This is a genomic window from Siminovitchia terrae (assembly GCF_003605405.2).
Lineage (GTDB): Bacteria > Bacillota > Bacilli > Bacillales > Bacillaceae_C > Siminovitchia > Siminovitchia terrae.
Map to the genome: position 1 here is coordinate 204,724 of NZ_QYTW02000004.1, position 14,103 is coordinate 218,826.

General features: G+C 38.1%; 16 protein-coding genes and 1 riboswitch. Of the genes, 10 read left to right on the forward strand and 6 right to left on the reverse strand.

What is annotated here, in order from left to right; translation table 11 throughout:
• Position 1: 1 nt before the first annotated feature.
• A complete protein-coding gene (locus D5F11_RS07020; RefSeq protein WP_120115342.1) occupies positions 2-631 on the reverse strand; it encodes a TetR/AcrR family transcriptional regulator in 630 nt (209 codons plus the stop codon).
• A 780-nt stretch (positions 632-1,411) separates the two neighbouring features.
• On the opposite strand from D5F11_RS07020, the gene D5F11_RS07025 reads away from it, so the two are divergent.
• From D5F11_RS07025 to D5F11_RS07040, 4 genes are all read left to right on the forward strand, one after another.
• Positions 1,412-1,948, forward strand: a complete 537-nt coding sequence (locus tag D5F11_RS07025) for a DUF2975 domain-containing protein (RefSeq protein ID WP_120115341.1) — start codon at positions 1,412-1,414, stop codon at positions 1,946-1,948.
• A gap of 13 nt (positions 1,949-1,961) precedes the next feature.
• Positions 1,962-2,174: a helix-turn-helix domain-containing protein gene (locus D5F11_RS07030; RefSeq protein WP_120115340.1), complete on the forward strand. Its 213-nt coding sequence runs from the start codon at positions 1,962-1,964 to the stop codon at positions 2,172-2,174.
• 594 nt (positions 2,175-2,768) lie between these two features.
• A complete protein-coding gene (locus D5F11_RS07035) occupies positions 2,769-3,239 on the forward strand; it encodes a hypothetical protein (protein WP_120115339.1) in 471 nt (156 codons plus the stop codon).
• Positions 3,240-3,372: 133 nt separating this feature from the next.
• Positions 3,373-3,591, forward strand: coding sequence for a hypothetical protein (locus D5F11_RS07040; protein WP_120115338.1), 219 nt, complete (start codon positions 3,373-3,375; stop codon positions 3,589-3,591).
• Positions 3,592-4,275: 684 nt separating this feature from the next.
• On the opposite strand, the gene D5F11_RS07050 is transcribed toward D5F11_RS07040, so the two are convergent.
• The 3 genes from D5F11_RS07050 to D5F11_RS07060 all read right to left on the reverse strand — a co-directional run bounded on the left by D5F11_RS07050 (position 4,276) and on the right by D5F11_RS07060 (position 5,383).
• On the reverse strand, positions 4,276-4,461 hold the full coding sequence (locus tag D5F11_RS07050) for a hypothetical protein (RefSeq protein WP_120115336.1): 186 nt from the start codon (positions 4,459-4,461) through the stop codon (positions 4,276-4,278).
• 118 nt (positions 4,462-4,579) lie between these two features.
• The gene (locus tag D5F11_RS27295) at positions 4,580-4,768 is read right to left on the reverse strand and encodes a hypothetical protein (RefSeq protein ID WP_245998106.1); all 189 of its coding nucleotides are present in this window, start codon (positions 4,766-4,768) and stop codon (positions 4,580-4,582) included.
• Positions 4,769-5,143: 375 nt separating this feature from the next.
• On the reverse strand, positions 5,144-5,383 hold the full coding sequence (locus tag D5F11_RS07060; RefSeq protein ID WP_120115334.1) for a hypothetical protein: 240 nt from the start codon (positions 5,381-5,383) through the stop codon (positions 5,144-5,146).
• A gap of 143 nt (positions 5,384-5,526) precedes the next feature.
• Here D5F11_RS07060 and D5F11_RS07065 point away from each other — a divergent pair, with 143 nt between their 5' ends.
• The 5 genes from D5F11_RS07065 to ribH all read left to right on the forward strand — a co-directional run bounded on the left by D5F11_RS07065 (position 5,527) and on the right by ribH (position 10,017).
• Positions 5,527-5,823: a YolD-like family protein gene (locus D5F11_RS07065; RefSeq protein WP_120115333.1), complete on the forward strand. Its 297-nt coding sequence runs from the start codon at positions 5,527-5,529 to the stop codon at positions 5,821-5,823.
• 158 nt (positions 5,824-5,981) lie between these two features.
• Positions 5,982-6,124, forward strand: a riboswitch (FMN riboswitch).
• A 162-nt stretch (positions 6,125-6,286) separates the two neighbouring features.
• Positions 6,287-7,384, forward strand: a complete 1,098-nt coding sequence (gene ribD, locus D5F11_RS07070; protein ID WP_120115332.1) for a bifunctional diaminohydroxyphosphoribosylaminopyrimidine deaminase/5-amino-6-(5-phosphoribosylamino)uracil reductase RibD — start codon at positions 6,287-6,289, stop codon at positions 7,382-7,384.
• Positions 7,385-8,032, forward strand: coding sequence for a riboflavin synthase (ribE, locus tag D5F11_RS07075; RefSeq protein ID WP_120115331.1), 648 nt, complete (start codon positions 7,385-7,387; stop codon positions 8,030-8,032).
• Positions 8,033-8,050: 18 nt separating this feature from the next.
• The gene (locus D5F11_RS07080) at positions 8,051-9,244 is read left to right on the forward strand and encodes a bifunctional 3,4-dihydroxy-2-butanone-4-phosphate synthase/GTP cyclohydrolase II (RefSeq protein WP_120115330.1); all 1,194 of its coding nucleotides are present in this window, start codon (positions 8,051-8,053) and stop codon (positions 9,242-9,244) included.
• Between the two features lie 302 nt (positions 9,245-9,546).
• Entirely contained in the window at positions 9,547-10,017 is a 471-nt protein-coding gene (gene ribH / locus D5F11_RS07085) for a 6,7-dimethyl-8-ribityllumazine synthase (RefSeq protein ID WP_120115329.1), read from the forward strand.
• Positions 10,018-10,317: 300 nt separating this feature from the next.
• Here the strand turns inward: ribH and D5F11_RS07090 are convergent, their stop codons facing one another.
• Complete coding sequence (locus tag D5F11_RS07090) at positions 10,318-12,405, reverse strand: DNA topoisomerase III (RefSeq protein ID WP_120115328.1); 2,088 nt, start codon at positions 12,403-12,405, stop codon at positions 10,318-10,320.
• A 169-nt stretch (positions 12,406-12,574) separates the two neighbouring features.
• Here D5F11_RS07090 and D5F11_RS07095 point away from each other — a divergent pair, with 169 nt between their 5' ends.
• Positions 12,575-12,712: a YjcZ family sporulation protein gene (locus tag D5F11_RS07095; protein WP_120115327.1), complete on the forward strand. Its 138-nt coding sequence runs from the start codon at positions 12,575-12,577 to the stop codon at positions 12,710-12,712.
• 95 nt (positions 12,713-12,807) lie between these two features.
• Here the strand turns inward: D5F11_RS07095 and D5F11_RS07100 are convergent, their stop codons facing one another.
• Entirely contained in the window at positions 12,808-13,938 is a 1,131-nt protein-coding gene (locus D5F11_RS07100) for a histidine kinase N-terminal domain-containing protein (protein WP_120115326.1), read from the reverse strand.
• Between the last annotated feature and the right edge of the window lie 165 nt (positions 13,939-14,103).

Genomic DNA, 14,103 nt, shown 5'->3' on the forward strand with positions numbered 1-14,103 from the left:
ATTACTTTCGAGTAGCTTTATCAAAGATCGTGACCAGTTCTTGAATATATTCTTTAACGTTTATCTGAGGGTTTCTCATTAATTCAATGCTAAAACCATCAATGGATTGTCTGATTGTTAATGCTATTACTCTTGCCGATTTTGCTGAAAACTCCCAAAATGCACCTTCTCTCATTCCAAGTCTCAGAATATCTTCAATTGGTTGGAAAATATTTTCATCATGGTCAGTCGCAAACTTAAGTTTTCCGTCAGACGTTCTCCCGTTAGACACAATCTCCATAACTGCAAATACGTGCTTCCGGTTTTTATCTGCAAATGTTAGATGCGCTTCAATATACTTTTGAAGCATGTCCTTGGGAGATGTTAAAACTTCAATTTGTGGATAAACAAAGGAATGGCAAGCTAAATAGTATTGAATTACAACTTGCTCAAGAAGTTCCTCTTTATTTAAAAAGTGATAAGAAATTACTCCTTTACTAATATTTGCACGTTTAGCAATTTTTCCTAAAGACGCTTGTGCATAACCAACTTCTACAATTGTCTCAATTGCACATTCAATAATTTGCGCTCTACGAGCTTTTTCAATAAAGGACATGTCTTTTTGTCTGTTTGTTTTATTATTTGTACTCATGTATTTATTTTAGTACGATCGTACAAATGATGCAATAAAAAAACATTTAGATGTACATCATCCAAACGGTTTAATAATATTAAATGGTCTTTTAATGGAATACCATGGTTGTAGTTTTTAAACAACTTTATATCATGCAACAAAAACCCCTTGGATTAAATTATATCAGAAGACCATATCCAAGGTTTTTTCAGTCGGAAGGCATTCTGAAGTTGTGCATGTTTGAAAAAATGACAGAAGGCTGATGAAGACAGAGTTACTTGATCAGGTAGAAAGTGAGAGTGACTTATGAGTTTGAATAAAATGATACAAGTTATTGTAAATTTTTTTATAACCAAGTAGCATTGGAAATATTATTTTTATCAATTAGAATGTACATTATTTATCTAATAAATTTTATTGCTTTTAATCATGGGATAGAAACACGTCAGCAAATGGAGCCAGGGACCAATTGTGTTTGTCATACCTATAACTTTGCCTATATTTGTGTGGCTTCGAAATAAAGATTGATAATTTATAATAAAGTTGCACCGTTTTGAAAAAGATTGATTAAAATATGTGTTGTATTTGACGTAGAGCTTTGATTTTAACAATGTTTACTTTTATTATGATCAAACTTTTTTATAAAATCGTACCGTTTTTACATTTGGAGTACCAGACTTTTGAATTGTTTTGATCAAACTAAATTTTAAAGCTATATGTTAGGAAGAGCCTTGAAGAAAATTATTGTTTTACAATTATCTTTTATTGTTTTACAATAAATAAAGGAGGCGATTTTTAATGAATCTTTTTACCAAGACCGTTTTAAAATTTTTATCAATTGTGTCGCTAATTGCTCAATTTTTATGTGCGTTTGCTGGATTAATGCTACTATTTGCGACTGGGGCTTTATTGTTGGTCCCGAGCGGAGTCAAAAAACAATTGCTACAGTATGGAGATTTAAACTCAAACACAGACCTATCAGTATGGTTTTTAGTACTTTCTTGCTTAGCTGCGCTAGCAATCATTGCTTGTTTGTTTATCATTATGTACGCTCTACATAAAATGATTGGTAATATTTATGAACAACACTTCTTTGTTTCTCAAAATCTTACGTACCTCAAACTTATCTTAATCTCGATCACTAGTTTTACCATTTTGCAATTCATTAGTCAGCTGTTCTTTGCGCAAGTACATGCGTACAATGTCAGTGATATTTTTTCAGATTCTTGGCCAAGTTTAATAGGGAACATTCTTCTGTTAGCCATCGTTTATACGCTTTATGTGGTTTTTAAATACGGTATAAATTTGCAAGAAGATTCTAACAACGTGATTTAGGTGGGAGCTCCTAATGATAAAAATTAATCTAGATCGAGTAATGCTAGAAAGAAAAATTTCTTCAAAAGCGTTAGCAGAAAAAATTGGAATTACCCAAGCTAACTTATCAATACTAAAAACAGGTAAAGCGCGTGGTATTCGCTTTGACACATTAGAAAAAATCTGCCAGACATTAAATTGTCAGCCTGGTGATATACTCGAATATGAAGAAAAAACTGACACATAACAAAGCAATTGTTATATGTCAGTTTTTTATTATTGACTGTTCAAGTAAACACGTTCGAAGTGAGAATTTGCCTAACATTGATTTCGCAGTACATCCACGTAAGCTTTCAAAATAAATGATCGGAAAATAGGCTGTTTTTTATAAGAACGTTGTTAAAACAACTTCTAAGATTGTTTTGATCAAACTTTATTGTAAAATCACAACTGCCTCAGCATCCAACTTATCCTTGATCACTTCCTCGGTTAATTCAAAAAGTCTGTCTAACGCCATCAAATACACCCCTTTGTTAATGGTTCATTAGAACTATACTTCTGAGGATAACGAAGAAGAATAGGATGAGTCTAATCTTCTGTGATTTTCGTACATTTTTTGTAAAGTGGGTACATGTTATAGTGATAAGTAGCAAAGGGAATTGGTAAATTCATCACGTAATTTGTTTCAAATTATCCATCTCTATCTGATGATAGGTACCCTACCTAATATAAAAGAACACCAACATATCATTCCTTTTGTTTTTGACTTATCCAAAACGGGTAAGTCTTTTTGATCAGAAAATTTGTGGTACATTGATGTATATAAGAACGGAGTGGATATATGAATCAAGTAGCCCATTATATTTCAATTTTAGAACGTTCAATTAGAAAAGGTCAGGCTGTTTCTATTTATTCCAATCAATACGAACCTGATAAATTTTCGGTGGGATATATAGAAACTTTCTCTTCCGAACAATTTGTTATGAAGCATGTGACACCAGAAGGAATAAGTGATGGTTATATAGTTAGAAGGAATGAAGATATTTTTAGAATTGATTCTAATGGGAATTATGAACAAAGAATAGAATTATTATATGCTCTTCAAAAACAAAAGCATGAAAGTTTCTTTGAAAATCCAATACTAAAAAATTCAAATTTGTTTAAGGAAGCTTTTGATTCCGCAATGAAAAAAGATTTGATTGTTTCGGTATGTATTGATGAAAGCGACGATCAAGACGACATTGTCGGGTTTGTTAGTGATATAACCTCTGAAGAAGTAGTAATTTCACGAATATTTCTTTTGAAGGATTAACTGATGGAGAATCTAGTTTCTTTTTAGCAGATGTCATTAAATTGAACTGTGACACTGTAGAAGAAAAGGCTTTGAAACTAATATATAATCACAGAAAAACTAATTACTAAAGTCAAAATTAGGTGATAATACATTGATTCTTTTGCTGGTAATATCTTTTTTGATTGGCGTTTATTTAATAGGATCTGCTATATTGCTAGTTTTAAGAGAAACAAAAAATAAAAGAAATAGCTTTTGGGATTTTTTAGTCATCGTTCTTGATGTAATCTCGGATCCAATAACCAGCGAAGGTATGAGAATTTTTTTTGGGGGGGTTTTTATAGCTATTGCTATCCTACTTTTGGTAATTTAATATGTACCAGATAATCCAAGAAACTAAAGGATAAATCAAACACTCGGGTAGATAAGCATGCCGTGCAAAAAACTCTAATACGTTTTGAATTTGCCCTAAGAAAATTATTTTCTACTAATTGTATTAAGATGTTGTCGCCTTTTTATAATGGTGATAACTTAAAGATACCCCATTCGAATAATATGTTTCTCTCTCTGCTGTCGTTTTTACTCACACAAAATAGACCGTCTTTACCAAAAGGTGAAGGCAGGTCTATTTTTATTGTCTTTTTTAGAAAGGAGGACTACCTTTTTGAGCTTACCGATCATGTGGGGAGGTAACGACTGTTTTATGAGTTGGTCAGGATCAACGGCCTTAAAAATCCAAACCTCATAAAAGTCGGTCAAAAAATTAAGTTGCCTGGTGCAGTATCTTCCAAGCCAAAAGGTGATCAAAAGACAACATCAGTAGTCGATTATCTCAAATCAATTGGTGCTGACTCGTCTTTTGCCAATCGTAAAAAAGTTGTCGGCCAAGCATGGTATTAAGGACTATACTGGTACGTATGCTCAAAATACGCAGTTGCTTAAAAAGTTGCATGGTTAAGGGTATGTTATAATCAACGTATTCGGGCATCGATTGCCTAAGAGAGCGACCTATCCAATTATGGACGGGTCGCTTTTTTTGTTTTAGGCTCTGTTTAACTCAATTGATAATTAAAATTGATAAAAGGACGGAAAAAGTTAATCCAATACTTAAAACACAGCCCAGTATTTTTTGAGTTTGAATGTTTTTATCTTGTTTTAGGTTTTCTAATAGTTTCACTAAATTTAAAAACCATAAAAACGAGAACAATAATGGTAAAAAATAATAAACTAAAAATAAATCCATGAAAAAGTCCTCCTTAAAAGCTCTCTCGTTTTTTTTGTTAAATAAAACAGGCCCGGCGCTGACCGGGCTTAGTTTTTCTTGGCATACATCATATCAGCAATCTTAATTGTGGTTACTATTAAGCACTAATATTTTTGTCTTGCTTTTTAGCATAAATAATCCAATTAAGTATGCCTAACCCTAAAATTATTAGAAACATATTTGAAGAAGTAATATCACCATCTAAATTTAATTCATCAGCTATGTATCCAATGATAATAAGATTAATACCAGAAACAATTATAGAAGTTACCGAAAGAATAGCCAATGTAACTCCGTTAACAATGTTTCGTTTTCTTTGTACCAATAAAATAATGGAAATAGCAATTAAACTAATTATAAAAGTGATAAAAATTAATCTTGACCAATCGTATATACTTAGCCCTTCATCGGCATCCTCCCAAGTTTATCTTTAAGTGTAGCTTTTCCTGCAATTTAATAACTCTAAAGTCATAAAACAAAAAAACCTTGGATTATGAAGTCGTGGAGGACCAAAACCAAGGGAAAAGTAAGATTTGAAAATTACATCTAGCATATCTAACTTTGAGATAAAAACAAGCCTCTTTCGTTCGACATTACTAGACAGTCCCGGCGTTGACCGGGCTTGTTTTGCTTTCATTAATTTTTCACAATGCTTATCCTTTTAGTCAAAATCTTTCACTCTCTCTATAAAGGGCTTTCCATCAACTGTTCCTTTGGTAAATAATTCTTCAGCAGTTTCAAATTTTTGAGTGTAAGAATCTGTACCACGTGTCAGTAAAAAACTTTTTTCTTCACTGTATAGTCTACTAACCCACCATTCTTCATCGTTATAATATAAAAGTACTTCTTGTTCTTCATCTTCAATAGCTTTTCTAACTTCTTCCCATGTTTCCTTATCCATTTTATCCTCCTGAAGAAAATTAATATCCTTTTCCTGGTTCCCAATTGCCTTTAGAGTTTTTCCCCTATTTGTGTCGGTGAGGTACTTTGGGGTGTTTCTTAGGATTTCCATGATCAGTGTAATGCAAGTTAAGTTTTCCCCGTATGATGCTACCAGAGCATGTGCGGGCACTAAATAATTTAAGTGTTGACTTGGTACGTGTTAAGAAACCACAGCTGGACGATCAGGAATGGGAACAGATCAACGAGACGTTACATATTGCTATTGAATATAATCATCAGGTTGTTTTTACGCTTTGGATTGATGGTTTTTTTAAAGAGGTTGAGGGTGCTATCCATTTTATTGACGAAATTAACAAACGGGTTCTTTTAGTAGATGTTAAAGAAGATGTACATAAAATTAATTTTGAATCAATTGTTGAAGTTAAAAACGCAAAATAAGAGCTCTCACATTTGTGTGTAGGGCTCTTATTTGTTGTTGACTTGTTGACCAAACTCGATCACAAAGATCATTTTTGTTCAGATTTAATCAGAAGGAAAAAAGAAAAACCTTGACATTTTCAAAAGTAAACAGAGATAATAGGGATTAATTCGAATAATTTTTCCTTCGGGGCAGGGTGAAAATCCCGACCGGCGGTGATGAGACTATGTCTCTTAGTCCGTGACCCGGCTCGGCATCGAGCCGGTGGATTTGGTGAAATTCCAAAGCCGACAGTGAAAGTCTGGATGGGAGAAGGAAAAAGGCGTCTGTTTCTCATACATTTTTTTATGAAATGATATGTTTATTTGAGTTTGGTAAAAAATATTTTTGCCAAGGACTCATGACGCTTATTTAAATTTGCTGTTTTTGTGCCCCGAAACATTGTTTCGGGGCTTTTTCCGTCGAAAATAGAAAGGAGGCACTATGGGAGACAAGCATTTTTATATGAATTTGGCCATACAGTTGGCGGAATCTGTTGTTGGACAGACGAGTCCAAACCCAGCGGTCGGCTGTGTTGTTGTCAAAAACGGACAGATTCTTGGTATGGGTGCACATATGAAAGCCGGCGAGCCGCACGCTGAAGTAAACGCCTTGAAACAGGCTGGCGAAAAGGCGGAAGGCGCCGATCTCTATGTCACACTTGAGCCATGTTCACATACAGGAAGGACTCCGCCGTGCGCTGATCTAATCATTGAGAAAAAAATTAGGCGCGTCTTTATCGCGGGGCTGGATCCAAATCCGGTAGTGGCTGGAAATGGAGCGGCAAAGCTGCGGAATGCCGGCATTCCAGTGGAATATGGAATTTGTGAACAGCAAGCCGAAAAGTTGAACAAATTTTATTTTCATTTTATGAAGACGAAGAAACCATTCATCACATTAAAAACCGCTGTAACTTTTGACGGAAAGACAGCGGCTTCAAGCGGAAACAGCAAATGGATCACATCTGATGAAGCTAGACTTGATGTCCATCTTTATCGACATCGCCATGATGCGATATTAGTCGGCATCAATACTGTACTTTATGACAATCCCCATCTTACAACCCGATTGCCCCAGGGTGGAAAAAATCCCATTCGAATTGTTTTAGACACTCATTTGAAAATTCCTATGGAATGCAATCTTTTAAATGACAACGCTGCTTTGACCATTATTGTATGCGGGAAGCATGCAAATAAACAAAAGCGTCGAGCTATTGAGGAAAAAGGTATCAAAGTGAAAAAAATGTCTGCGGAGAAAATTGAAATTGAACCGCTCTTAGACTGGCTAGGGGAGGAGCAGATTCTTTCTGTTTTTGTAGAAGGAGGAAGCAGCGTCCATTCCTCATTCATTGATTCCGGTTTTTTTCAAGAAATGATCATGTATATGGCGCCGAAGTTATTGAATGACGGGAAAGGAACATCGGCTTTCGCCGGAATCCCAAAACAATCGCTACAAGATAGTATTCCCTTGGTATTTAAGTCAATCGAACAAATTGGCCCAGACATCAAAGTAATTGTTGAACCGATGGAAAGGGGAAAGTAAATGTTTACAGGAATTGTTGAAGAAATCGGTAAGGTCTTGCGAATTGACAGAAAGGTGAAATCCTTCACTATCCATATCCAGGCCAAGCGCATCCTTGAAGACGTCCAACTAGGTGACAGCATTGCGGTAAACGGTGTCTGTCTTACTGTGATAGAATTCAGCCGATCCTCTTTTCAGGCAGATGTTATGCCTGAAACCTTCCATGCCACATCACTCAGAATGCTTTCACCAGGTTCAATGGTGAATCTGGAGAGGGCCATGGCTGCCAATGGCAGATTTGGAGGCCATTTTGTTAGTGGACATGTGGATGGAACGGGTAGCCTTTTGAGTAAAAAAAGAGTGGAAAACGCACTTTACATGACCTTTCAAATACCTGAAGAGTTCAAAGTATTTGTCGTGGAGAAAGGGTCAATTGCAATAGATGGCACTTCACTGACGATTTTTGAAGCAAGCGGAGGAAAAATAACTATATCTCTAGTCCCGCATACACAAGCAGAAACGGTACTTGCAAATAAAAACATTGGTGACTCAGTCAATATAGAATTCGATATGCTTGGAAAATACATTTATCACATGCTGGAAAGCCGGAAGGAAGTCAAGACTGAAATCACAATGGATAAGCTCATTGAAAATGGTTTTATCGGTTAAAAAGGAAGGGGTGACAATTTGTTTGATTCAATTGAAAAGGCCATCGAAGATTTGAAGAACGGCAAGGTGATTATCGTAACGGATGATGAAGACAGGGAAAATGAAGGGGATTTCGTTGCGCTTGCAGAAAAGGCCACACCTGAGGTGATTAACTTCATGGCGAAGGAAGGAAGAGGCCTCATTTGTGTGCCTGTAACGGAAAAGAAAGCGAAGGAACTGGAATTGCCAAAAATGGCAGACCAGAATACTGATCCTTTTGGTACGGCGTTCACTGTCAGTATTGATCATGTTCATTCCCACACAGGAATCAGTGCGTTCGAGCGTTCTGAGACGATTTTAAACATGCTGGAAGACGATGCCAAGCCGGAATCCTTTAAAAGGCCAGGACATATTTTTCCTCTGATTGCAAAAGAGGGCGGGGTTTTAAGAAGGCACGGGCATACGGAAGCAGCTGTGGATTTGGCAAGACTTAGCGGTGCAAAGCCTGCAGGAGTCATTTGTGAAATCATGAAAGAGGATGGAACGATGGCACGAACTCCTGATTTAAGGAAAATAGCCGATCAATTCGGGTTGTCCATGATTACAATTAAAGATTTGATTTTATACAGGAACACAAGGGAAACGCTTGTTCATAGGGAAGCAGAAGCTTTTTTGCCGACGGAATTTGGGAATTTCAAAATCATTGCTTACTCAAACATGATGGATGATAAGGAACATTTGGCATTGGTCAAAGGGGAAATTAAACCGAATACCTCTACCTTGGTTCGGATGCATTCAGAATGTCTTACCGGGGATGTGTTTGGCTCATGCCGCTGCGATTGCGGCCCGCAGCTTGAATCTGCATTAAGGCGGATCAACGATGAGGGAGAAGGGGTCCTTCTCTACTTGCGTCAAGAAGGGAGAGGCATTGGACTCATCAATAAACTAAAAGCATATAAGCTTCAGGAAGAAGGATTTGACACAGTGGAAGCAAACGAAAAGCTCGGATTTCCGGCTGATCTGCGTGATTTTAGTATTGGTGCACAAATTCTCAAGGACCTTGGAATCAAAGAAATCAAACTGCTTACAAACAACCCAAGAAAAGTTTCTAGTCTGTCAGATTTTGGAGTCGTAGTGACTGAGAGACTGCCGATTCAGCTTCCATTTAAAGATGAAAATGAAAGATACTTAAAAACAAAAGCAGAAAAGCTGGGACATTTGCTGACATTTTAACTTCATCATTTCAGCAGAAGTCTCCCACTTCTGTAAGTGGTGAGATGAATGCATGTTGGTATTCTATTCAGCGGGGGTTCAAACCTTGGCTGAATAAAGTTAAAGCCTCCGGCGGATGCCACAGATTTTCAGAGGGAATTTATCGAGCGGAGNTATTCAGCGGGGGTTCAAACCTTGGCTGAATAAAGTTAAAGCCTCCGGCGGATGCCACAGATTTTCAGAGGGAATTTATCGAGCGGAGCTCGATAAAATCTGGGCGCAAATACGCCAAGGCGCATTTGATACATGAGGAGAGATAAAAGATGACAACAGTCTTTGAAGGGAATTTAGTTGGTACAGGATTGAAAATCGGTATTGTCGTGGGGAGATTCAATGAATTTATTACAGGAAAACTGTTATCCGGAGCGCTTGATGCATTAAGGCGCCATGGCGTTTCCGAAGATGATGTTTCGGTAGCATGGGTGCCTGGTGCATTTGAAATACCATTAACAGCTAAAAAAATGACGGAAACGAATAAATACGATGCGATTATTACTTTAGGAACTGTGATCCGAGGGGCAACCCCGCATTTTGATTATGTTTGCAACGAAGCGGCTAAAGGTGCGGCGAATGTTGCACTACAATCGGGAATTCCTGTGATATTCGGAGTTTTGACGACAGATACGATTGAGCAGGCGGTTGAACGGGCTGGAACAAAAGCTGGGAACAAAGGCTGGGATTCAGCAGTTGGTGCCATTGAGATGGCCAATCTATATAAGACAATGAATGCGTGATGAAAAAGGGGTGTTCAAAAAGGTAAGTGGAAATTACTTGTAGCTTCCATTAAAAACAGTCACGATTCGCTTGCAATAAAAAACGGGAACGATTGAGGGCGAAAGATGCCCATTTTAATAAGTTTCCATTAAATCACGTAAATCACGATTAGTGGCGAAAGATTTCCCTAGCAAGAGGTTATCATTCCAAACGGTCGCTAATGGAGAAGCTAGCTAATCAATTTGCAAAATCTGGCGGAGAAAAACGAGGTTTTCTCCGCCAGATTTATTTTAGGGACTTTTTAGACGGCCCATTTCCTTTTATTTTTTATCTTTTAGCGCCGCCTTTAATGCATCAGCCATGCTGTTTCCAAAACCCTCATCATTGGTGTATTTTTTCAGCAGTTGGCGTTCTTCCCGCTTTGTGACTTTCTTTTTCCGGTTTTCGGCTTTTTCCACAAGGTTGCACGAGCGGCATTGGAAATACATACCTGCTTTTCCATTATGAATTTCCATTTTCTTATGACATTGCGGACAGCGGCGATTGGATAGTTTCGGGTCCTTCCTTTTTCGGAAATTGCACTCTCGGTTTGAGCAAACAAGAATGCGTCCGTCTTTTCCTTTTATTTCTTTCATAAGAGAGCTGCATTCCGGACATTTGGTACCCGTAATATTATGGGCCTTATACGACTTGTCGCTTTGCTTTACTTCATTCACAAGCCGCTTTGTCTGCTTTCGGATATTTTGTAAAAATTGCTCAGGATTCCCTTTTTGACGGGCGATCGTTTCCAGTTCAGCTTCCCACTTGGCGGTCAACTCTGGAGATTTAAGTTCATCGTTAACAAGTTCAATAAGCTGTTTCCCTTTTGGAGTGGGGAACAGGCGGTTGTTTGTGCGATCAATCACCTGTGAACTGAGAAGCTTTTCAATAATATCGGCTCTTGTAGCTGGTGTACCAAGTCCATATTTCTCCATCCTGGCCAAGAGGTCGGATTCCGTGAATCTTGGCGGAGCTTCCGTCATATGTTCCTGAAGTCGACTGTTTGTGATTGTTAATGTTTGCCCCTGTTTTAAATGTCGAAGAGACTTAAAGTTCTTTTCATCTTGCTGCCTGGTTAAAACTTTAAAGCCATCCTCAATGACAGTTGTTTCTTTTGCTAGGAACGTTTCCCCTGCAGTTTCAAACGTCACACGAAGTGTTTCATATTTGTGTGCTGGGTAAAACAGTGCCAGGAAGCGTTTAGCGATCAAATCAAAAAGTTTTCTTTCATCTTGTGAAAGATCACTCAATCTTACCGGTTGTTCCGTTGGAATGATGGCGTGATGGTCTGTGACTTTTTGGTTGTTGAACACACGAGAGGCAAGTACTTTTACCTTCTGTTTCAATACTGGCTGAACATCGTCTTTGTATGATGAACGAAGGGCTTCAAGTCTGTCACCCATTGTGGAGGCCAGATCATTGGTCAAATACCTTGAGTCTGTTCTTGGATACGTAACGATTTTATGGTTTTCGTATAAACCTTGCAAAACGTTCGATGTTTTTTTGGCGGAAAAACCAAATCGGCGGTTTGCATCTCTCTGCAATTCAGTCAAATCATAGGGGAGAGGCTGCTGCTCTGATTTCTCTTTACGGTCAATCGCTTTTACAACCGCTTCCTTGTTTCTTACTTTGCCAATAATGGCATTTGCCTTCTCTTTTGAAAAAATTCTTTTTTCTCCTTGGTTCTCCCACTCGGCCTCAAGATTGCCTGCTTGTATATGAACCGTCCAATATTCTTTTGGAACGAAGGACTGTATTTCTTTTTCCTGTTTAATGATCATTCCTAGTGTTGGGGTTTGCACACGTCCCGCTGAAAGGGGATCGTCGAATTTAGTTGTTAAGGCCCTTGTCACATTCAACCCGATGAGCCAGTCGGCTTCAGCTCTGCAAACAGCTGAATCATATAAAGCATCATATTGCTTTGCCGGCTTTAATTGTCGGAATCCCTCTTTGATTGCGCGGTCAGTATAGGACGAAATCCAAAGGCGTTTCACCGGCTTTTTCCAGCGAACCTTCTTGAGGATCCAACGGGCAACGAGCTCACCTTCCCGACCTGCATCAGTCGCGATAATCAAATCTTTTATGTCTTTTCTTTTGGCAAGCTGTTCAATCCCTTTAAACTGTGGAAAGGTTTGCCTGATTACTTTTAGGTCCATCTTTTCAGGGATGATCGGCAAATCTTCCAATTTCCATGTTTTATACCTTTTATCATAGTCTTCCGGCATTTTGAGTTCTATCAAATGTCCCAAAGCCCATGTAATGATAAATTGCGGGCCCTCGATGGAATGTTTCTTTTTTTCCGTGCAGCCGAGAACCCGGGCTAGATCCCTTGCAACACTGGGCTTTTCTGCCAGTACTAATGATTTCAATTGTTTAACTCCCTTCGTGCTGTTTCTACATATATATTATAATAGCGGATTGTGTGTAAAACTAAAAATGTTATTAGTTGCATATGGCGCAAGCCCAAACATAAACTGACAAACTGAATATTTTATTATGTAGGGATTTTCCTTATTCCCATACAGGAGGTGAATGTTTATGTTCTGGGGCGGATGTGGCTATGGTTGCGGCTTTGGAGGCTACGGCTACGGCGGCGGTTTTGGCTATGGCGGCGGCTTTGCGCTAATCGTCGTATTGTTTATTTTATTAATCATTGTTGGCGCAGCCTGGTGGTAAAAAATACGAAAGAAAAGAGCGGGGTTTACCGCTCTTTTTCCAATTAGATTAATATCGATGTAATTTTATTCGTTATTCACGATAAGCAACTATTCTTATTCCTTTTGAAGCGGGGCAGGAAGGATAATCGTAAAAGTGGTCCATTCATCATTGGAACTGCATAATAACTGCCCGTGATGCTTTTCTATGATTTGTCTCGAAACGTAAAGTCCCAGCCCTGTGCCGGTTTTTTTGGTCGTGACAAAAGGTTCAAAGATATCTTTGATCAAAGTGTCCGGAATCTTTGGACCGGTATTCGAGGCTTCGAGATAAATAGAATCTCCATCCCGGTAACCTTTAATAAGTATGACGGATTCTGCGTCTGTAGTTACCATAACCTCAATGGCGTTAAAGATGATATTGATAATAACCTGCCGTATCTCTTCTTGGATTCCTTTTAAATATAGGCTATCTTCGATTTCCCGCTGAAGCGATACCTTCAATTCAAGCAGCCTCGGATACACGAAGGAAGCGACTTGCTCAACAAGCTCATTCAAGGAGAAAATGACTTCTTCCTGATTGGCTTCCTGTTTTTTCGAAAGCATTAGAAACTGAGTGATCCGGAATTTAAGTTGATCCAGTTCTGAAGATATGATATCCATGTATGGGAGATCTGGATACTCCGCACGTAAGAGCTGTACAAATCCTTGAACGGTTGTTAAAGGGTTTCTGAATTCATGGACGAAGCTTGATGTCATTTGGCCAAGCAGAGTGAGACGGTCCTCATGACTTGAATGAATATGCCGATTTTCCTGCTCAATCAATTGCTGTTTTAGTCTACTGTAATGCATGACAGCATGATATGAAAAATGATCAAATATGTAAGATAAATGCTTGAAAACTTTTTTCAAAGTTTGCATCTCTTTTGAGAAATAAGATGCTTTTTCACAAAGGATGTTTTTCGCCATGTTCAGATTATAAACTAAAATTTCAATGTCTGAGTTTTCTCTTATTTGTATTTGTGCAATTTTATAGGCGTTGGCCTGTAAGTAGCTTTGCAGGTCCGCTTTCGGCAATGATAACGCATGCAAAGCAACTTGAAATATGAACTTTCCCGTACTGTCTAGCTTCTCTCTTTGAAGCTGTGTCAGATCAGGGGGGAGCATCGCTTTTTCTTTCCATTTATTGAGGAAGTTTGTTTCATTTTGTTGAAGAAAAGATATCACTTCGTCCGTAAGCTGGTCCATACCGCACTCACCTCCTTTTCATTATATAGTCTCTCGGCATTCGCCGAGTTAGATGGGTCAAAGGATCTCTTGACCCAACTGTTTGATTCCCCTCCTACTTTGTAGGAGTTTTTTATTTTGATCAATATTTCTAACTGGAAATAAAATGTAGAAATATTGTCGTTA